At 45.1% G+C, this 21,873-nt stretch carries 10 protein-coding genes and 2 pseudogenes; 7 read left to right on the forward strand and 5 right to left on the reverse strand.

Annotated features, from left to right (window positions below):
- Window positions 1-52 precede the first annotated feature (52 nt).
- The 4 genes and pseudogenes from P4S59_RS07725 (at window position 53) to P4S59_RS07740 (ending at window position 5,956) form a co-directional block, all read left to right on the forward strand.
- Window positions 53-1,930: a propionyl-CoA synthetase gene (locus tag P4S59_RS07725; RefSeq protein ID WP_337168192.1), complete on the forward strand. Its 1,878-nt coding sequence runs from the start codon at window positions 53-55 to the stop codon at window positions 1,928-1,930.
- A gap of 190 nt (window positions 1,931-2,120) precedes the next feature.
- Window positions 2,121-2,597, forward strand: a complete 477-nt coding sequence (locus P4S59_RS07730) for a GNAT family N-acetyltransferase (RefSeq protein ID WP_046874942.1) — start codon at window positions 2,121-2,123, stop codon at window positions 2,595-2,597.
- A gap of 194 nt (window positions 2,598-2,791) precedes the next feature.
- Window positions 2,792-4,123 carry a trypsin-like serine protease gene (locus tag P4S59_RS07735; protein ID WP_337168193.1) on the forward strand — a complete coding sequence of 444 codons (1,332 nt, stop codon included), beginning with the start codon at window positions 2,792-2,794 and terminating at the stop codon, window positions 4,121-4,123.
- Window positions 4,124-4,511: 388 nt separating this feature from the next.
- Window positions 4,512-5,956 (forward strand): annotated as a pseudogene (locus P4S59_RS07740) (bifunctional NUDIX hydrolase/phosphatase PAP2 family protein).
- Between the two features lie 127 nt (window positions 5,957-6,083).
- Here the strand turns inward: P4S59_RS07740 and P4S59_RS07745 are convergent.
- The gene (locus P4S59_RS07745; protein WP_337168639.1) at window positions 6,084-6,893 is read right to left on the reverse strand and encodes a Cof-type HAD-IIB family hydrolase; all 810 of its coding nucleotides are present in this window, start codon (window positions 6,891-6,893) and stop codon (window positions 6,084-6,086) included.
- A 216-nt stretch (window positions 6,894-7,109) separates the two neighbouring features.
- Here P4S59_RS07745 and queE point away from each other — a divergent pair, with 216 nt between their 5' ends.
- Together queE and queC are read left to right on the forward strand one after the other, a co-directional pair.
- On the forward strand, window positions 7,110-7,760 hold the full coding sequence (gene queE, locus P4S59_RS07750; RefSeq protein WP_041852955.1) for a 7-carboxy-7-deazaguanine synthase QueE: 651 nt from the start codon (window positions 7,110-7,112) through the stop codon (window positions 7,758-7,760).
- A 14-nt stretch (window positions 7,761-7,774) separates the two neighbouring features.
- A complete protein-coding gene (gene queC / locus P4S59_RS07755; RefSeq protein ID WP_337168194.1) occupies window positions 7,775-8,470 on the forward strand; it encodes a 7-cyano-7-deazaguanine synthase QueC in 696 nt (231 codons plus the stop codon).
- A 12-nt stretch (window positions 8,471-8,482) separates the two neighbouring features.
- On the opposite strand, the gene P4S59_RS07760 is transcribed toward queC, so the two are convergent.
- The 4 genes from P4S59_RS07760 to P4S59_RS07775 all read right to left on the reverse strand — a co-directional run bounded on the left by P4S59_RS07760 (window position 8,483) and on the right by P4S59_RS07775 (window position 13,092).
- On the reverse strand, window positions 8,483-10,456 hold the full coding sequence (locus P4S59_RS07760) for a tetratricopeptide repeat-containing diguanylate cyclase (RefSeq protein WP_268853757.1): 1,974 nt from the start codon (window positions 10,454-10,456) through the stop codon (window positions 8,483-8,485).
- A 187-nt stretch (window positions 10,457-10,643) separates the two neighbouring features.
- Window positions 10,644-10,997 (reverse strand): DUF2750 domain-containing protein, encoded by a 354-nt coding sequence (locus P4S59_RS07765; RefSeq protein ID WP_005395049.1) that lies wholly within the window; start codon window positions 10,995-10,997, stop codon window positions 10,644-10,646.
- A gap of 167 nt (window positions 10,998-11,164) precedes the next feature.
- Window positions 11,165-11,779, reverse strand: a complete 615-nt coding sequence (locus P4S59_RS07770) for an OmpA family protein (protein ID WP_046874949.1) — start codon at window positions 11,777-11,779, stop codon at window positions 11,165-11,167.
- A gap of 2 nt (window positions 11,780-11,781) precedes the next feature.
- Window positions 11,782-13,092, reverse strand: coding sequence for a TolC family outer membrane protein (locus tag P4S59_RS07775; protein ID WP_337168195.1), 1,311 nt, complete (start codon window positions 13,090-13,092; stop codon window positions 11,782-11,784).
- A gap of 511 nt (window positions 13,093-13,603) precedes the next feature.
- On the opposite strand from P4S59_RS07775, the pseudogene P4S59_RS24405 reads away from it, so the two are divergent.
- Window positions 13,604-21,699 (forward strand): annotated as a pseudogene (locus tag P4S59_RS24405) (tandem-95 repeat protein); the annotation flags it as partial.
- Window positions 21,700-21,873: the final 174 nt, after the last annotated feature.

Genomic DNA, 21,873 nt, shown 5'->3' on the forward strand with positions numbered 1-21,873 from the left:
ACGGTCTTTGAATAGAACGAGAGCAATGTCAGGACATACTGGAGGAAGCAATATGTCTTCATACGAAAAAGAATATTTATGGGCGAAAAACGAACCGGAGAGTTTTTGGCGCGCTCAAGCGGAGAATATCGATTGGTTCGAATCTCCTAAAACTATCTTGAAATCTGATGAAAACGGCATAGAACGTTGGTTTCCAGATGGTGTAATGAATACGTGCTGGTTAGCATTGGATTACCATTGCGAGCAAGGACGCGGTGATAATACGGCACTCATTTATGACTCGCCAGTAACCGGCAATAAAACAACGTATACCTATAGTGACCTGCGTGACCAAGTGGCAAAAATTGCCGGCATGCTGTCTGCCCAAGGCGTTGAAAAAGGCGACCGAGTCGTTATTTACATGCCGATGATTCCAGAAGCCGCAATGGCGATGCTAGCCTGTGCGCGTTTGGGGGCGATTCACTCCGTTGTATTCGGTGGTTTTGCACCTAATGAACTTGCTGTACGAATTGAAGATGCAGAGCCGAAAGTCATCATGACGGCGTCGTGTGGGATTGAGATCAACAAAGTTATTCCATATAAGCCAATGGTAGACAAGGCCATTATGGACAGCCGATGGAAGCCAGAGAAAGTATTTGTATTCCAGCGCCCTGAGTGCGAAGCCGATCTAAACCAAGAAAGAGATCTGGATTGGCAGCAAGAGTACAACCAAGCGTTGCCACACGGTTGTGTTCCGGTGTTAGCAACCGATCCACTCTACATTCTTTATACTTCGGGTACGACAGGTAAGCCAAAAGGCGTCGTGCGTGATAACGGCGGCCATGCCGTCGCGATGAAGTACTCCATGAGCGCAATCTACAACATTCCTCAAGATGGCGTATTTTGGGCGGCATCTGATGTTGGCTGGGTAGTAGGGCACTCTTACATTGTTTACGCGCCACTGATTCACGGTTGCACAACAATCTTATTCGAAGGCAAGCCCGTCCGAACACCGGATCCTGGTGCATTCTGGCGAGTGTGTGACGAATACAAAGTAGATGCGTTGTTCTCTGCCCCGACAGCGTTCCGTGCGATCAAGAAAGAAGACCCAGAAGGTGAGTTTTTAAAACAGTATGATCTCTCTAAATTGAAAACCATCTTTATGGCCGGAGAACGCCTTGATCCTCCAACACTGGAATGGGTTCAGAGCAAAGCAGACAAACCCGTTATTGACCACTGGTGGCAAACGGAAACGGGTTGGGCTATCGCGGGCAACCCAACAGGTGTTGAAATGATGCCAGTTAAAGCGGGTTCTTCGACGAAGCCAATTCCGGGTTATCAGGTCGAGATTCTGAATGAACTTGGAGAGTCGGTCGGGCCTAACCAACAAGGTTTTGTCGCAATAAAACGTCCGTTGCCACCGAGTTGTCTGCCAACGGTTTGGCGTAACCATGACCGTTTTGAAACCGGTTACCTCAGCCAATTCCCTGGCTACTATGTGTCAGGTGATGGTGGCTATTTGGATGAAGACGGTTACTTGTTCATTATGGGACGTATTGATGACGTGATTAATGTCGCGGGGCATCGTTTATCGACAGGCGAAATGGAAGAAATTGTCGGTGGTCACCCAGCGATTGCGGAATGTGCAGTCGTGGGTATTCACGATGAACTGAAAGGTCAGCTTCCACTTGGCTTTGTGGTATTGAAAGATGGCGTCAAAGTGAACGAACTGGATTTAGAAGGCGAATTAGTTGGAAAAGTGCGCAGTGAGATTGGTGCGGTAGCCTGCTTTAAGCATGCACTGGTTGTGGATCGCTTACCGAAAACACGTTCGGGTAAAATTCTGCGCCGAACCATACGTCAAATAGCCGATGGTGAAAAATACACCGTTCCGTCAACGATTGATGACCCAAGTAGTTTGAACGAAATTGAACGAGTGTTAAGACGCTAATTAAAACTCAATTCTAACTAACCCCTGATCCTCGAACTCTGTAGGTTGGTTCTGCCTCTGTACGCTTATTAAGTGCAGGGGCTTTTTTGTTTGTAGAGCGCGTAAACGTCTCGTGCAGGCAATTTTGTGACTTGCCAATACGGCATTTTCCTCACAAACTACAGCCATTCAATTTTTAGTGACCCTTTGTATGACCACGTTTGTAATTAAATCTGCGTGTTTTAGCGACCTTGAGTCGCTCAACGACCTTATGTTTGAGCTGCATGATGAGCATCATCTTCAATCCCCTGAGCTGTTCAAAACTGCAGAGGAGATAGAGCAAGAAAAAAGTATTGCTCGATACATTGATGATCCTGAATGCCTTGTTTATGTAGCAAAACAAGGAGATGAAATTATTGGTTTTATCTCTGGTCATTTCTGTGAACTTGTTTCTACCGTCAGTCAGCCGGTTATGATGGGAAGTGTGGATGAGCTCTATGTGTTACCTGAGTTTCGGAAACAAGGCACGGCTCAGGCATTGATTAACAAAATTGAGTCAACGTTCTCTGATTACGGTGCAAAACAGATGTTTGTTGAAGTATGGCACTTTAACCAGGGTGCAATCTCTTTGTATGAAAAACAAGGGTTTGCACACCATATTCACTATCTAAGAAAGCCGTTGAGCTAATGACCATGCTTAATTTTAATATTGTGATACACATTCTAGCGAATTGAAATCATTCAGTTCGTCAATAGACTTTTCTCTATAAGTTGCTCGCAATGTTAGTAAATTAATATGCGCCCACATTGGTATTGGCGTTTTTGTCTGCTTGTTTATTAGTAGCACGAGGATCGTGCTTACAAAAACAAGAGGACAATATTTTGAAACTAACAAAATCGTTACTTGCGTTGGCTGTTTTGCCAATGTTCGCAAGTGCTGATGATTTGTCACAGACACAAAATCACACTATACAACCCCAGATCGTAGGCGGCATCACTGCTGATCCTAGTGAGTGGAGATTCTACACCCAAATTGTTAGCCGTTATGGTAACCGATCATATTGTGGTGCCAGCTATATTGGGAATGGCTATGTCCTGACTGCGGCCCACTGTGTCGAGGGTGATTCACCGAATCAGATTGCGGTTAAAATCGGTGGCGTCGTTTACAATGGCACTGACGGTGTTCGATCTAACGTGAGTGAAATCCACATGCACCCGGCATATCGCCGAGCAACGCTTTCTCATGATCTCGCAGTATTAAAGTTGGACTCTGTACCTCAAGGTGTTGCTGCGGTTGAAATTGCCGATGGCAGTCTAACGCAATACGCCAGCATCGGAGATTGGCTTACAGTCGCAGGTTTAGGGAGAACCTCTGAAGGAGGAAGCTCTCCATCTCGATTGCAAGAGGTTGACGTTCCGCTCGTGTCGGACACGACTTGTCGTCAAGCCGGTGGTAATTACACAACCGTTGGAGAGGTGTCTTTCTGCGCGGGAATTCCTCAAGGTGGGATAGATTCCTGTCAGGGAGATAGCGGTGGCCCAATCGTTATTAATCGTGGTGGCGTAATTACTCAACTTGGTGTGGTCAGTTGGGGGATAGGTTGTGCTCGTCCGGGTATGTATGGTGTTTATAGCGATATCGCCGCCATGCGTAATTTTGTTAATGGTGTCATTGGCACGACTACACCTCCGAAAGAGAATGTTTCTGTTGGGTATACCACCGAACAGACATTGGCATCATTTAATGTTGGCGAGTTGCAGCAACATAGTTTTGTTATCAAAAATTCAGGTAACACGACGTTCACTGTAGAAAACGTTCGCGCGTTTGCTTCTGGCGTTGCTGATGCTGCCGTTATTGCAAATGATCAGTGTTCTCAGGCGACGTTAGCAATGAATGCAAGTTGTCGTGTCGATGTCGAATTTGGATCAGCTCAGGCGGGAGAAGCAAGAGTTGCTTTGAACTTCAACATTGATAAGACCAGCACACAATATCAGGCGCTAGTGTCGGCTCAAGCGAAAACAGTGACAACGCCTCCAACAGATCACTGCGCAGCAGAATGGCGAGCGAGTACGGTGTATCTCAAAGGAGATAACGTTACTTGGAATGGCAAAGTGTGGCAGGCGCAGTGGTGGACTCAAGGCGATAACCCCGCAGACTCTGGACCTTGGGGTGTTTGGCAAGAAGTTCGCGACGCACATTGCAAGTCTAACTAACCATCAAGCATTCAAAAGCTGATTCGTTGGTGACTTGAGGTAGAATTCATTCTTGGTTTCAACGAACAGCGCATAGTTATCATAAGCAGGGTTTATTGTTTTCGAATAATAAGCCCTTTTTTATTGTTCCAACTTTGAGAACCCATAAAATGTGTATGACTTTATCCTGACGCTACCTTCATATAACTGGCAGAATTGCGATCAACATTTCATGTTTTGTCTGATTTTTGTCAGGTTTGCATTAAATTACTCTCCAATGAGCTTCAAGATCATGCTTTATTCGATCAACGTTGTTTGGCATAACTCGTTACTTAATTTTTATCGAAAAAGATAAGATTAACTGCCATTATTCATTGGTTATCATAATGTTTACTTAAGGTCATATTTTGTGTTGAGACAGCTGTTATTACTCATCCTTTGTTTTATTTTGTTACCTGTTTCACCAATCTCTACGGCTAAAGCTGCCGCGAGCGAAGTAAAAGGGGCACTCTGCGTTGTTCGTGCTGACGACAAGTTAGTGCTAGTTCATGAAATATTGACGGATAAGATTTCTCTACCTGGTGGGACAATTATTGATGGAGAATCCCCAAAGTTGCTGCGCAAAGAGAAACGTGGGAAGAAACGGGTTTAGTGGTCACTGTTGGGGAGGAACTTGGCAGAACTGACACCGCGGTTTATTACGATTGCATATCAGATTCTGAGATTATTGCTTTTTCGATGAACAATTCCTTAGGTGGGAATGAGTTACCTATTTGGTTTGCTCCTCACTACGGAGTAGAAATCGCATCTGCAATGTTACTTGGACCATCCGAGCTGCCATCATTTTTGTACCGCTATCCCGCTCAATGGCCACAAGCCATTCAGTTTTTTGAACAAGCTACTCAGCAGTCCGCATCTTATGTGACTCAGCTGATCGAATCCGCGCCTTCATTTCGTCAGATTGAATTGAGGTGGATGAAAGACTTACAAAGCTGGGTAGGGGCTTTATCAGACACGAGTTTCGAGGTAGCGAATCAGATCTCAAATCTTGTTATAGAACTGACAGAACCTACGATACTGCTTTTTCTATTTCCGTTAGTAATGATGCGTTTTGGCAGTCGATTTGTATTCCGACTCTTTTTCGCTATTAGCGCGACGTCCCTGATGGTACTTGTAGCTCAACAGGGCTTTGCGCTTCCTCGCCCGCATGTCTATATACCAATGATGGAGTTAACACACAGCTTTGGATTTAGTTTTCCAAGTTTGCCTATTGCCGTTTGGTTTTGTGTTTTAACCTTTTTATTTCAGAGAACGCATTATTTCGGTTTGAATGGTACGACCGCTGTCATGATGCTCATCACGCTTACTATTATGTTATGTAAGTTTTTCCTTGGTAGCGCCTTTTTCTTAGATATGTTGTTTGGTGCGCTGTTAGGAAGCTTGGTGGCCTGGCATGTTCTGCGATTGGAAGCAAATCAAGACGTGAATGTTGATCAAGTGCTGAGCTCAAAAGGAGTCTGGTTCATTATGACTGCGGTAACGGCGGTCATCTCTGTTATCTGGCCATTACCTGTGTTTGGTCGTTGGTTGGCTATTTTAATTACGGCATCAGCATTGGTTATGACGTTTAGAGAGTCAAAAGTGCATTTGGATTCTCGTCAGATGATTTTTGTAACGCTTGCGTTGGTATTCGTTGAGCAACTTTATTTATACTCAAGCTCTGTTGTCTCGTTTAGTGGTTTGTGGTCATTGGTATTGTCGACGTTGCATTATCCATTGTTGATGTTGCTGTTTATCTTGCTTGCAAGAAAGCTGATTCATGAAAAACAACAGAGAGAAACAGTGCTAGATTGATGGTTGTATGCTTTCTTTCTCAGGCATACGAGTAAAAAAAGCCTTGCTTTACAGCAAGGCTTTTTTGTACGTTGAGTAGCTCAACAATGTGGCTTTGCGTATCTCTGACGCCATTGCGGCGGAGGAATTAAGCGTTAAGGACGAATTTTTCAATCGCTTTAGCTACACCGTGTTCATCATTACTTGCCGTAATGTAATCAGCGATTTGTTTGGTCTCTTCCATTGCATTTGCCATCGCGATACCAAGGCCAGCGTACTTCAGCATGTGGTGGTCATTTTCAGCATCACCCATACAGATCACTTCTTCCGGTTGAATACCTAGATACTCAGCAATTGCAGCAACACCAATACCTTTGTTGCTCGCTGGGTTAAGAAATTCCAGGAAGAACGGAGCGCTTTGAACCACCGTAAACTCTTCACGCATTTCAGACGGCAGCGCAGCGATGACCTCAGTTAACTTACTTGGCTCGGCAACCATCATTGCTTTGATGATTGGATGATCATCTTCTAGCGATTCAAAATTAATCTCTGTTACATTTAAGCCATTAATGTTGGCTTCGATGTCAGTGTATGGGTTTTTCTCATTGGTGATCAAGCCATGTACTTGGCTGAATGCGTGCACATAAGCGCCTAATTCTTTCGCTTTACGAGCGACTAATTTTGCTGCCTTACCATCAATGATTTGCTGGTGGATGATTTCACTTGTTCCTACGTTCTTAACCATAGAGCCATTGTAGAAAAGGACAAAATCTTTATCGGAATGGATATTCAGTTCGTCGAGCTTGCCTTGCATTCCTTCTAATGGGCGACCAGAAGCGAGAACGACAGTAACGCCTGCTTCTCGAGCCTTTGCGATCGCTTGTTTGTTTTCTTCAGAGATTGCTTTATCACTATTAAGCAGTGTGCCATCCATATCTAATGCGATCAGTTTATACATCATTTCTTACCTTAAAGTTTTTGGGAACTGTAAGTGAATAAGGTTTGGTATAACGCTAACCAGAAACCTACGCTCACCGCGACTATGAAACTACAAAATGGTCTATTTTAACAATTAATTTTTGGTTTAAATTGACCTAGACACGTGTGTCCATTAAGGTCTTCGCCTCGAAGTATTATGAGTTGAGTGAGTTCTACGTTGTATAAGCTAAATGAGATGTTTGAAACCATCCAAGGGGAAGGGGTTTTCACTGGAGTACCTGCTGTTTTTGTTCGCCTTCAAGAGTGTCCGGTTGGTTGCTCATGGTGCGATACCAAACAAACGTGGTATGCAGATGAGAATGACCAACGTCAAATTGGTGATATTTTGGTGAAGACGGAAGATTCTCCGACATGGTGCGTAGCATCTGCCGAGAACATCGTAGAGCAATATCAACTGCAAGGCTTTAATGCTAAACATATCGTGATTACTGGTGGTGAGCCTTGTATTTATGATCTACGCCCTTTAACAAAGGCGTTTGAAGATATGGGTTGCCAATGCCAAATCGAAACCAGTGGCACATCAGAAGTCATCACGTCAGAAAATACATGGGTGACCGTGTCACCAAAAGTGGCGATGAAGGGTAAACTGCCAGTTCTCAATAGCGCGTTAGAGCGTGCGAATGAGATTAAGCACCCAGTTGGTACGCAAAAAGACATCGACCACCTTGATGAGCTATTGGCAAATGCGAATGTCGCGGTTGAGACTGTCATTGCATTGCAGCCTATTAGCCAAAAGCCTCGTGCAACGCAATTGTGTATTGAAACGTGCATTGCTCGCAATTGGCGCTTGTCTGTTCAAACTCATAAATACCTAAGTATTGCTTAAGAGCGGAGAGAGAAATGAAAAAAGCCGTTGTTGTTTTTAGTGGTGGTCAGGATTCCACGACTTGTCTGGTTCAAGCACTTAAAGAGTTTGATGAAGTTCATGCCATTACTTTTGATTATGGTCAGCGCCACAAGTTAGAGATAGAAGTGGCACAAAAGATCGCAAAGGATCTTGGTGTCAAAGCGCATAAAGTGATGGATGTTGGCCTTTTAAACGAACTTGCGATTAGCTCTCTCACGCGCGATGACATCCCTGTCTCACACGAATTGCAAGAAAACGGCCTACCAAACTCTTTTGTTCCTGGCCGTAACATTCTATTTTTAACGCTCGCAGGAATCTACGCCTACCAAATTGGGGCTGAAACCGTAATTACTGGCGTGTGTGAAACTGACTTTAGTGGTTATCCAGATTGTCGTGACGATTTTGTGCAAGCAATGAACACGGCTTTGGTGCAAGGGATGGACCGTAACCTGACGATCAAAACACCGTTAATGTGGCTAAATAAAGCAGAAACGTGGGCGTTAGCTGATCAATATGACGCGTTGCAACTGGTTCGTGAAAATACGTTGACCTGCTACAACGGGGTCATTGGTGATGGTTGCGGTGATTGCCCATCGTGCGATTTGCGCAAAGCTGGCTTAGATGATTACCTAAACAATAAAGAGACCGTAATGCAGTCTCTTGTGAACAAGCAGGCTGCTGACGTTTAGTCGTGCCTTGCTTTACTGGCTAACATAGTCAGAACCTAGGCTAATTGGCTCATCGTATGCGTCTATAATGATGTTTTTTCCCTGCTTTTTAGCCTGGTATAAAGCTTGGTCTAGTATCGAATAAAGTTCATCAAAGTTGGTAAGCGGCATTGATGTTGATAGATAGGCCAAGCTAGCAGTTACACTCAGATCACTATTATTTACCGTGCGTACGCGCTTCTCTGAAATCGTTTTGTGTAGGCTTTGCACCCGGAAAGGAACGTCAATTTCATCGACGTTTTTCAATAATAAGATAAACTCTTCTCCACCCAAACGGCCGATATACTCTCCCTTATTGAGCTTAGCTTTAAGCACTTGGCAAACTTGCTGTAACACCAAGTCGCCAGTCGGATGACCGTATTGATCATTTATCGTCTTAAAGTCATCAAGGTCGATTAATGCTAAAACATAGCGGAAGTCTTCGTCCGCTTTGGAGGTTTGACCTTTGATGGTCTCTATAATTGCCGCTCTATTCAACGCACATGTTAGACTATCTATTTTGGCTTTTTGTCGTGTTTGTCGCTGAAGTATCAATGCCAGAATGAGCAAGACCAACAAACAGGAAACCACAAAATTATAAGTGCGCTTTTGATCGGTAAGCTTCTCAAATTGATGCTGATTTAAGCTTTTTTCATTATTCAACCGAGCGACTTGAAGATCATATTCGTACTCTTTCTTTGTGAGGTCTAATGCCTCTAATGCTTTAATATTGCTAGCGTCTCGGTTGGCCAATTCAATGTTTGAATAGGCTTCGTGGTGCTCTAATGCCAGTTTATAATCACCTTGGGCTTGGTACGCTTTGGAAAGGAGTAATTGAGCTTGTGCCTGTAATAATGGCCTAGAGTTATTGATCGCTAGTGTTAATGCGACTTTGCCATGTGCAATCGATTTTTCAGTAGCATGGTTTTTCAAATACGCGAACCCAGCAGCTAAATGTCCTTCCGTTTCGAGGTGCGTATTTTCATACGTTTCAGCAATGTCTAAAGCTTTTCTAATGTAATCTACTGCGGTATCCAGTTGCCCACTTTCGGCTAAAACCGCAGACAGCCCTAAGTAGCTTAACCCTTGACCATATGGGTATTGGAGCTGGTTGAGTATTGTTAATGCATTTTGATAATGATTGATGGCTTTATCGAATTCTTTGGATTTCTTATACATTGCCCCAAGGCTATGTTCGACCTGGGCGACTTTGAGTGGTGTCCCTTCATCTTGACGAGCGAGTAGGGCTTGGATGAGATATTGTTCTGATTGTTCAAACTGCCCAAGCTCTGCTAGCAAATTTCCGACGTCATTGTAAATGCCAGAAGGATCGCTTTGAGCAGACATGTTGGCCAGCAGCTTTCGATAAAGGCTCAGCGCTTTTTCATAGTCACCACGATAGTTATAGTTATTCGCTACCACACGTAACGCGAGATCAATAGGGAAGTTTTCTTGGTGTTGTTGACTTAGATGGCTTTCTAACGACGAGCAATAAAAGTTTGCTTTGTGATAACGACCTTGTTGATTCAACGTATAACAGAGCTGATAGTTCATCAAAGCTTTGCCTTCAGAATCTGAAGTCTGCTTCATTTTTTGTCGCAATGAAGAAAAGCTATTTACTGAGGCGTCATAACTACCATGCTTACGTTCATTTAAGGCAAGAATGTACTCTGACTCTAACTGAGCAAAGTTATTGTTGAGAACTTGGCTGCTTCCATAGTACGGCTGCTTTATGTTCGACATATATTCATAAATCAGCCCGCTGACGTAGAGTTTTTCGCTGTGCGATTTCGCGGTGTGGTATCGATCTTGAAGCATGCTTAATGCTGAGTCAGGATTACTTCTCAATGTGGTTTGATAAACGGCGTGCCACTGCGTGATATTTTGTTCTGGCTCAATATCTTGAGTGTCACTAGCATATACCGGGGCGAGTAAGAGTGACGCAAGCAAAGGATAGAGCGTGCGCATATTTAAACGTGCCTTATGTTCTTTTGTTGCTTTGGAATTGGAGAATCATAGCGCTATTAATTGATTAGCGTTGTGATTGAGTTGGGTGTACGAAGAAAAAGAATAGGAAAACTATGCACTTGGTCGATATATCAAAAAAAGAGCATCAAAAGAAAGACCCCAACATAAAGTTGAGGTCTAGGAGTCGTTATGCAATGTAAAGCTTTGCTAGATCTTGAGGCTCCATTTCTTTGCCTTCTAGCTGATCGTTCCAGTTAGTACCAACAAGAACACCATCTTCTGCAAGAGTTAAAAGCCAATCTTCAACAAAGATATCTAGTGGGATTTCTAGTACAGTGAAGTCAGCCCATTCTTCAACATTGTGCGCTTCTGCATCTTCTTTCGAAGACCAGAAAGGCATGACTTCACTGTTTTCGAATTCAGTTGAATCGCAAGATAGCCAACCTTCTTCATTGCGTAAACCCCAAACCAGTTGGTTTTCTTTTGTTTCTGCAACAAAAAGGTCAAGGTTTGCTTGGATATCTGATGTAAGTTTGCTCATTTCAAAACTCTCGTTGTTATGACGCCGCTAGGGTAACACTAAAGTGCCGATTCCTAAAGCATAATACGGTTATTGAAATGAGTAAAAATAAAGGAGCCGAAGCTCCTTTTCTTATGTCGTTCTAGGTTTATTAATGCTTGTTTGAACAAACATTAATACAGATATTTTTACCTTTCAGGGAGGGTAGTGAATATTGTCCACTCTTTTTTAATCTCGCCTTTATAACCAACGACAGAAGCAGTTACTCGGCGGTTTAAAGCGTGGCTGACTTCATCGGTACCTTGTTGCGCTAGGTGAGTATCACCAAAGCCAACAATACGAACTCTGCTCGGTTCGATGTTGTAGCTCAATAGCGCCTCACGGACATTGCGTGCTCGTCTCTCTGATAGATCTTGGTTGTGCTGAGAGCCACCAACTTTACTCGCGTAGCCGTGCAGTTCGATCGACGTAGTAGGGTATTCTTTTAAAAAATCGGACAGTTCACGTACTTGTCTTCTGAACACGGGATTGATTTCATCAGAATCATTGGCAAAAAGTATTCTCACTTGCATGTTATCTGATGCTTTAATGTATTCGCCGCAACCGTCATTGTCGACTTCTGAGCCTTCCGGTGTTCCAGGGCACATATCTCGAGCGTTGATGACGCCATCGTTATCTTCATCTTGAAGGTCAGCGATTTGCTCTGCACTTGGTACAGGTCGATAGTCATACTCGTCTTCAGCAACAACCTGTTGAGTAACGGCGAGAAGGCTTAATGCAAATAGAATTTTCATTGGTTTCATGATCAGTACTCCACCTTTTCATTCCATTCCGTAGGCACATCGACTCGCAAGGCATTTAACAATTGGCCGGTCGCATTCATTACACGGTATTTCGCGTATTGCTCTGAATATCGAGCATCCAAGTAGTTTTTTCTCGCTTCAAATAACTCGTTTTCAGTATTTAACAAATCCAAAAGGGTCCGTTTACCGATGCGATACTGTTTCTCGTAGGCGATAACAGTTTCAGATGCCGAATCTACGTGATCCGCCAGAAACTCTTTTTGCTGAAGTGTTAAATCTAACGCGCTCCATGATAGACGAAGCCCTTCTTCAACGCTGCGGTATGCGCGTTCTCGTAGATCTTTGGCTTTGTTTAGTTGATAGGCAAAGTTTTCAGCATTGGCGACATCACTACCACCATTAAAGAGGTTGTAACGCATACGCAGCATCGCTGTCGTTTCATCACTGCTTCCTTCGATACCGCTTACATCATCACGCCACGTTTGAGCCGCTTCTACAGATATCGTTGGATAGTAAGTTCCCTTAGATTGCTTATATTGGAACTTAGCTGAGTCTACATCTGCCATCGAAATTTTGATTACTGGATGCGATTCAAATGCCAAGTCAATTGCTTCATCTATGGTGTAGGGAATAAAGTTCTGGTCCGCTCGCGGAAAAATCAATCCTTGTGGGGACTGTCCGACAAGGCGTGTAAACGTGGTGTGGCTGTCATATAAGTTGTTCTGAGCCGCCACCAAGTTACCGTGAGCTTTTGCTAAACGAGCTTCTACTTGAGTTAGGTCAGCAGTAGACCCAAGTCCTGAGTTAACTCGCTTTTTAATATCTTCGTAGATCTTCTTATGAACCTTCAAGTTGCTTTCTGAAAGTGTAAGAATTTCATAAGCTTTTACTGAATCTAAGTAAACCTTTGCCACTTCGAGTGCCGTGTCTTGAGCATCAGCGAGCAGTTGATAACGAACTGATTCTGCGTCAGCTGCTGTTCGATCCATATCGTTAAGTGTCGCAGAACCGTCCCATATCAACTGGGTTAGTGTCACGGTGGCTTCTTTTCTTGTCAGATCCGTTGAATCTCGCCCTGCTTCTGCTGGGTTAATGCCTTCATAACCGATACCGGCGTCTAAATCTACGGATGGGAGGTAAGCACCGCCAGATGCTTCATTCACATACTGCTTGCTAACGAATTCATTGAACGCACTTTTGATGTCAGGATTGGTTTTTAATGTGTTTTCAACCGCTTGCTCTAGTGTTTGCCCAAAAGCATGACTAGCTGCGAACACACCAATGCAAAAGGCGTTGGCACGAGTCCACTTCACTGTGATTCTCCTAGATAATAATAAAATTTCTCGAGGTGAGAGGGCTTATAAGTGGGATACCTATAAGGGCGTCAATAATTTAGCGCACAATAACATTAATACACGATGAAGTAACCTGTTGATTCATTGTTCATTTGTTTCATTCTTGATAAATCAGTTCATTTGGTGGGTCTAAATTTTGAATAAGGATCCCGATTTTAAAGTGAAATTGATGTTTAACAAGAGTTGAGTGGCTTTTATTAAAACAAGATAAATATGCGCCTAGATTCCTATTGATGTATGACACATAATTACTTAATTGAGCATCAAATTGCTGTTATTGCACTATATAATCAGGCAATATATAGCAAATTAGTATTGTTAGTCAAAAACTTGACAGTTATTTAGGGTTAAGATTTATATGGATCGTACAGCGTTAGTGTCACTCGGTAATCAAGTCGTCGTAATAGGTTTAGATGGGGAGCTGAGAGTCCTAACAGAAGGACAACAGCCCCTACCAGGTGAAGTGGTAGTGGCAACGACAGATGCTGCACCTCTAAATTTGAACATTCAACTAACTGAAGAGCAAGGCTCAAAAGATATTTCTGATGATGTGGCACGAATTATTGGTGCTATTGAGCAAGGTCAAGACCCTTCTATAGTTGATGAAGAACTCGCGCCAGCTGCGGGTGAAAACAGTGGTTCAAGTTTACAAAATAGTGCCACGATTGCACGGGATGGCACTGAAGTACTGGCCTCAACAAATTTTGAAACTATTGGCTTGGAATCCCTCGGTTTATCTGAAACACAAGCGTTGACCTTAAATGACTTTTTCGCAACAAATATAGAAACCAGTGGAGATGGCTCAAATAAACCACTTACTAATTCTCCAGTGACATTAAGCGCTATCGAAGAAGATAGCGATCCCATCACGATAACTACCGAAGAATTACTATCGAATGTCGATATTGACGATACTGATACTCTTATCGTTACAAACGTCACTATTGAGAGTGGGAATGGCACTTTAATTGATAACAACGATGGATCTTGGACTTATATCCCAGAAGCTGATGATGATACTGAAGTGTCATTCTCCTATGACATCATTGATGACGATGGGGGGTTATTAATGGCACTGCTAATTTAGATATTAAGCCTGTTAATGACGCGCCAATAGCGACTAACGATGCGATTCAAACTGACGAAGATTCCCAGGTTGTAATTGATGTGCTCGCTAACGACAGTGACATTGAAGGTGACGATTTATCCATTACTTCTGCTTCTGTATCAGAAAATCAAGGTATCGTTGAGATTGTCGATGGTAAGCTTGTTTTCACTCCGGCTGAAAACTTCAATGGTAATGCAACTATTAGCTACACCATCTCAGATGGTGAGCTAGAGGATGAAGCTCAAGTCTCGGTAACAGTAAACTCAGTTAACGATGCGCCTATTGCCCTTAATGACGCAACAATTACAGAGGAAGATACCTCAGTAACGATTGATGTTCTGCCAAACGACACTGACATCGATGGCGATGCGTTAAGCATCGAATCGGCGTCTGTGCTGAGTGACCAAGGTCAAGTCGAGATTATTGACGGCAAGCTTGTATTTACGCCAACTGAGAACTTCAATGGCGACGCTGAGATCACTTACACCGTCACCGATGGTTCGCTGACTGACCAAGCGACGGTCACCGTCACCGTGAATGCGGTGAACGATACGCCTGTGGTTGAGAGTAGCATTGCAGACCAAACCTTGACGGAAGATTTCACGCCATACACGATCGATCTGAATACGGCCTTCAGGGATGTGGATAACGTTGATGGCGAGCTGAGCTTCAGCGTTTCTGGCAACAGCAACATTCAAGTGGCGATCGTCAATGGCATTGCTACGTTCACTCCAACCGCGGACTGGAACGGCTCAGAAATCCTAACGTTTACTGCCACTGATCCAAGTGGTGAAAGCGTCAGCCAAATGGTGAACTTCACGGTTGCGCCTGTGGCGGATATCGTGGCAGACAAAGCGACGGTTGTGGAAGACACGGCGACCATCATCAAGGTCTTAGGTAACGACACGTTCGAAGGCGACGACAAAGTGGTGTCGCTTGATACCAATAACGGTCCAGCTAACGGCACGGTCTCGGCCAATCCTGATGGCAGCGTAACTTACACGCCAAACGACAACTACCACGGTACAGACAGTTTCACCTACATCGTTACGTCAGGTGGGGTATCGGAATCCACCACGGTGAATGTCGATGTGACGCCAGTGAACGATGCGCCAGTGGCGACCAATGACAATGCCGTTACTGACGAAGATACACCAGTGACGATTGATGTCCTGCCAAACGACACCGATGTGGATGGCGACAAGCTGAGTATTGAATCAGCCTCTGTACCTAAAGAGCAGGGTACGGTTGAAGTGGTGAATGGCAAGCTGGTGTTCACTCCGGCAGAAAACTTCAATGGTGATGCTGAGATCACTTACACCATCACCGACGGTGTGCTGACTGACCAAGCGAAGGTGACCGTTACCGTTAACCCAGTGAACGATGCGCCAACCATCAAGGTTGATGCCGTGGATAGCATCACAGAAGACGCAGTGAGCACTGATACGGTAGTCGCAACCTTAACGGTTCGTGATACTGATACGCCAGAAGACCAATTAACCGTTTCTTTAGAGAACAACTCAAACGGCTACTTCGTGTTGGTTGGCAATGAAGTCAAGCTAACTCAAGCGGGTGTTGACGCGGTTAACAACGATGAACTCAACCTTAAAGACCTGACTATCAGCGCGTCAGTGTCGGATGGTGTTAATCCAACGGCTAGCGACAGTGATAGCTTGGTTGTGAATCGTGTTAACGATGCGCCAACAGTTGATAATGCCATTACAGATCAAGTGTTATCGGAAGATTTCGCGACCTACACGATCGACTTGAATGAAGCATTCAAAGATACTGATTCCTCGCTAAACTTCTCAGTGTCTGGCAACAGCAACGTGTTGGTTTCGATTGAAAATGGCATCGCGACCATCTCACCAACCGCAGACTGGAACGGCTCAGAAATCCTAACGTTTACTGCTACCGATCCAAACGGCGAGAGCATCAGTCAAACGGTGAACTTCACGGTAGCGCCTGTGGCGGACATCGTGGCAGACAAAGCGACGGTTGTGGAAGACACGCCAACCATCATTAACGTCTTAGGTAACGACACGTTTGACGGCGACGATAAAGTAGTGTCGCTTGATACCAATAAAGGCCCAGCTAACGGCACGGTCTCGGTCAATCCTGATGGCACCGTGACCTACATACCAGATGATAACTACGTCGGCAAAGATACGTTCACTTATGTCGTGACATCAGGCGGTGTGTCTGAATCCACTACCGTTGAAGTCAATGTGACGCCGGTCAACGACGCGCCAATGGCAAAGGATGACACGGCGATTACTGACGAAGACACACCAGTGACGATTGATGTCCTGCCAAACGACAATGATGTGGATGGCGATAAGCTGAGTATTGAATCAGCCTCTGTACCTAAAGAGCAGGGTACGGTTGAAGTGGTGAGTGGAAAACTGGTCTTCACTCCGGCAGAAAACTTCAATGGCGACGCTGAAATCACTTATACCGTTACTGATGGTTCTCTAGCTGACCAAGCGACTGTAAAAGTTACGGTGAATGCCGTGAACGACACGCCTGTAGTTGAAAGTAGCATCGCAGACCAAACCTTGGCGGAAGATTTCACGCCATACACCATCGATCTAAATACCGCTTTCAGCGATGTGGATGGCGATCTGACCTTCAGCGTCTCTGGTAATAGTAATGTAAATGTCTCAATAGAGAACGGTATTGCGACCATCAGCCCAACCGCGGACTGGAACGGCTCAGAAGAGTTAATGTTCACAGCCATCGACCCAAGCGGCGAGAGTGCTAGCCAAACGGTGAACTTCACGGTTGCACCTGTGGCGGATATTGAATCTGACCGCGCGACAGTCGTGGAAGACACACCAACTATCATCAAAGTCTTAGGTAACGACACGTTCGAAGGCGACGATAAAGTGGTGTCGCTCGATACCAATAACGGCCCAGCCAACGGCACGGTCTCGGTCAACCCTGACGGCAGCGTAACCTACACGCCAAACGACAACTACCACGGTACAGACAGCTTCACCTACATCGTTACATCGGGCGGGGTATCGGAGTCCACCACAGTGAACGTCGATGTGACGCCAGTCAACGATACGCCAGTGGCGACCAATGACAATGCCGTTACTGACGAAGATACACCAGTGACGATTGATGTCCTGCCAAACGACACCGATGTGGATGGCGACAAGCTGAGTATTGAATCAGCCGCTGTACCTAAAGAGCAGGGTACGGTTGAAGTGGTGAATGGCAAACTCGTCTTCACACCGGAAGAAAACTTCAATGGCGACGCTGAAATTACCTACATCGTAACGGATGGTCAATTGACCGACGAAGCGAAAGTAACTGTAACAGTAAATCCAGTGAACGATGCGCCAACCATCAAGGTCGATGCCGTAGAAAGTATCACTGAAGACGCGGTGAGTACCGATACGGTAGTGGCAACGTTGGACATCGCTGATACCGATACGCCAGAAGACCAATTAACCGTTTCTTTAGAAAACAACTCAAACGGCTACTTTGTGTTGGTTGGCAATGAAGTCAAGCTGACTCAAGCAGGCGTCGATGCAGTTAACAACGACGAACTTAACCTTAAAAACCTGACTATCAGCGCGTCAGTATCGGATGGTGTTAATCCAACGGCTAACGACAATGATAGTTTGATTGTGAATCGTGTAAACGATGCGCCGACTGTTGATAATGTCATCTCAGATCAAGTGCTATCGGAAGACTTCGCGACCTACACGATTGATTTAAACAACGCATTTAAAGACAGTGACTCCACACTTAACTTCTCAGTGTCCGGTAACAGCAACGTGTTGGTTTCGATTGAAAATGGCATCGCGACCATCTCACCAACTGCAGACTGGAACGGCTCTGAAGCGTTGACCTTTACTGCCACCGATCCAAGCGGTGAAAGCGTCAGCCAAGTGGTGAACTTCACAGTAGCGCCTGTGGCGGACATTGAGGCTGATAAAGCGATGGTTGTGGAAGACACGCCAACCATCATCAAGGTCTTAGATAACGATACGTTTGAAGGCGACGATAAAGTGGTGTCGCTGGATACCAATAACGGTCCAGCTAACGGCACGGTCTCGGTCAACCCGGATGGCAGCGTAACCTACACGCCAAACGACAACTACCACGGTACAGACAGTTTCACCTACATCGTCACATCTGGGGGCGTCAGTGAGTCCACCACGGTGAACGTCGATGTGACACCGGTCAACGATGCGCCTGTGGCGAAAGATGACATCGCTACGACACAAGAAGACACCGCAGTTACTATTGATGTTCTGACAAACGACAATGATGTGGATGGCGATAAGCTGAGTATTGAATCAGCCTCTGTACCTAAAGAGCAGGGTACGGTTGAAGTGGTGAATGGCAAACTTGTTTTCACTCCGGCCGAGAACTTCAATGGCGACGCTGAAATCACCTACATCGTTACGGACGGTGAATTGACCGACGAAGCGAAGGTGACCGTTACAGTAAATGCGGTGAACGACACGCCTGCGGTTGAAAGCAACCTCGCAGACCAAACCTTGGCAGAAGACTTTACGCCATACACCATCGATCTAAATACCGCCTTCAGCGATGTGGATAACGTGGATGGCGAGTTAACGTTTAGCGTCTCTGGTAATAGCAATGTCAATGTCTCAATAGAGAACGGCATCGCGACCATTTCACCAACGGCAGACTGGAACGGTTCAGAAACCCTAACGTTTACTGCTACCGATCCAAGCGGCGAAAGCGTTAGCCAAACGGTGAACTTCACAGTATCGCCTGTGGCGGACATCGTGGCAGACAAAGCGACGGTTGTGGAAGACACGCCGACCATCATCAAGGTCTTAGGTAACGACACGTTCGAAGGCGACAACAAAGTGGTGTCGCTGGATACCAACAATGGCCCAGCCAACGGCACGGTCTCGGTCAACCCTGATGGCAGCGTGACTTACACGCCAAACGACAACTACCACGGTACAGACAGCTTCACCTACTTCGTCACCTCCGGTGGCGTAAGTGAGTCCACCACGGTGAACGTCGATGTGACACCGGTCAATGATGCGCCTGTGGCAAAAGATGACACGGCGGTTACTGACGAAGACACGCCAGTGACGATTGATGTCCTGCCAAACGACACCGATGTGGATGGCCATGAGCTGTCTATTCAATCGGCGTCTGTGCCGAGTGTTCAAGGTACAGTCGAAATTATTGATGGCAAACTGGTGTTCACACCGGCAGAAAACTTCAATGGCGACGCTGAAATCACCTACATCGTTACGGACGGTGAATTGACCGACGAAGCGAAGGTGACCGTTACAGTAAATCCAGTAAACGATGCACCAACTATCAAAGTTGATGCCGTAGAAAGCATCACTGAAGATGCAGTGAACACGGATACGGTAGTGGCGACGTTGGAAGTCGCTGATTCTGATACGCCAGAAGACCAATTGACCATTTCTTTAGAAAACAACTCAAACGGTTACTTTGTGTTAGTTGGCGATGAAGTCAAGCTGACTCAAGCGGGTGTTGACGCGGTTAACAACGATGAACTCAACCTTAAAGACCTGACTATAAGCGCGTCAGTATCGGATGGTGTTAATCCAACGGCTAACGACAGTGATAGTTTGGTTGTGAATCGTGTTAACGATGCGCCAACAGTTGATAATGCCATTACAGATCAAGTGTTATCGGAAGATTTCGATGCATACACGATCGACTTGAATGAAGTATTTAAAGATTCCGATTCCTCGCTAGAATTCTCCGTCTCTGGCAATAACAACATCCAAGTCTCTATTGTGAATGGCGTTGCTACCATTACTCCGACTGCGGATTGGAATGGCAAAGAGGCAATTACGTTCACAGCTAAAGACTCAAGTGGCGAGAGCGTCAGTCAAACGGTGAACTTCACGGTAGCGCCTGTGGCAGACATCGTGGCAGACAAAACGACGGTTGTTGAAGACACGCCAACTATCATCAAGGTCTTAGGTAACGACACGTTCGAAGGCGACGATAAAGTGGTGTCGCTTGATACCAGTAAAGGCCCAGCTAACGGCACGGTCTCGGTCAACCCTGATGGTAGCGTAACCTACACGCCAAACGACAACTACCACGGGGTAGACAGTTTCACCTATATCGTCACCTCCGGTGGTGTCAGTGAATCCACCATTGTTAAAGTTGATGTCACGCCAGTAAACGACAAACCTGACAGTGAAGACTTTAAGCATGTGGCCGATGATCAGCTTACGCACGTTGTGTTTGATACCGATACGAAGCCTCTGGGTAGCGGTGACTCTCAAGATCATATCGCGGATGTTGAAGACGACTTAAAAGGCAACGATCTACATGTCCGAATTACTGAACTGCCAACCTCAGGTACGTTGTTCTTTAAAGATAGTGATGGTGAGTTGCACGAAATTAAAGAAGTAAGCGATACGCTTTATGACAAAGACAGCCTTTACTACGAAGCTGATAATGTTGGCTTCTTATTAGGTATCAAAGATCGTCCTAATACGCCTAATAGCTCGGAATCTACAACAGATTTCAATAACTGGGGATTAAGTGAGGATGGTGGTTCATCACATTCCCGTACTGAGCATTTAGCAAATGGAGCTTCTATCACCATTTCTTCTGATAGCGGTGAGCTTGCGCAGTACAACCGCCAGGTGTCACACATCGGCAATGGTATCGCTGACAATGATGGGCAGGGTATTGAGAAAGGTGAAACGATTACGATCGATTTGTCTAATAACCCTGTGGGCAGCGTAAACCTTGGACTAGATGGACTAGGTGGATTGTTTGATTACGGTGATGACAACGCAGCGCTTATTACGGTTACATACTTAGATTCAAATAATGTCCAACAGACTCAAACGTTCGAGTTTTTGAAGCCTGAAGGCAACTTCATGCTATTCCAAGAAACAAGCGTTGGTTATGGGAAAGATCTAGCTCTTCCTGAAGGTTCGGTCATTACTCAGTTAGATTTTTCTACGAAAAATGAAGGTAACTGGGAGTTACGTTATGTAGAAGGTGTTCCTGCAGAGGACAGCTTTGGATATGTGGCCGTCGACTCTGAAAGTGGCGTTAGCGATCCATCTACAGTCAATATCGTTAATGAAATGCTAGATGGTAATGTTGCTGAAAATGGGCCAAGTCTGTCTGTGGTCGGTGATAGCGTGACTGAGGGTGACAATGTCACGTTTTCGGTTGTTCTAGATGAAGTCACCAGTACTGCTGTTAAGTACCAAGTTGATATGCTTGCTCAAGGTTCTTCAGTTGATAAGAATGACTTAAATCTATCAAATGCAACCTACACAAATGGTGTTGTTTTCTTAGGTGGTTACTTGATTGTTCCTGCAGGTATAAGTAGCTTCGAAATATCGATTCCGACTATTGATGACTTGGTTGTGGAAAGCAGCGAAACGATCGTTCTTGAGCTCGGCGGTGAAACGGGGACGGCAACAGTTCTTGATAATGATAGTTCAGAACTTAGCGTAGTAGATGCCGGCGATGTCATTGAAGGAACTGACGCAATATTTACCGTTTTACTCTCTAACCCTGTTCAAGAGGCCGTTGTCGTCAATCTGAAGTCAACAACAAATGATAGCTATACTGCGGAAGATGTTGATCTAGGCACTATGGTAGTGACCTAT

Source organism: Vibrio sp. M60_M70 (assembly GCF_037162085.1).
Classification (GTDB): Bacteria; Pseudomonadota; Gammaproteobacteria; order Enterobacterales; family Vibrionaceae; genus Vibrio; species Vibrio diabolicus.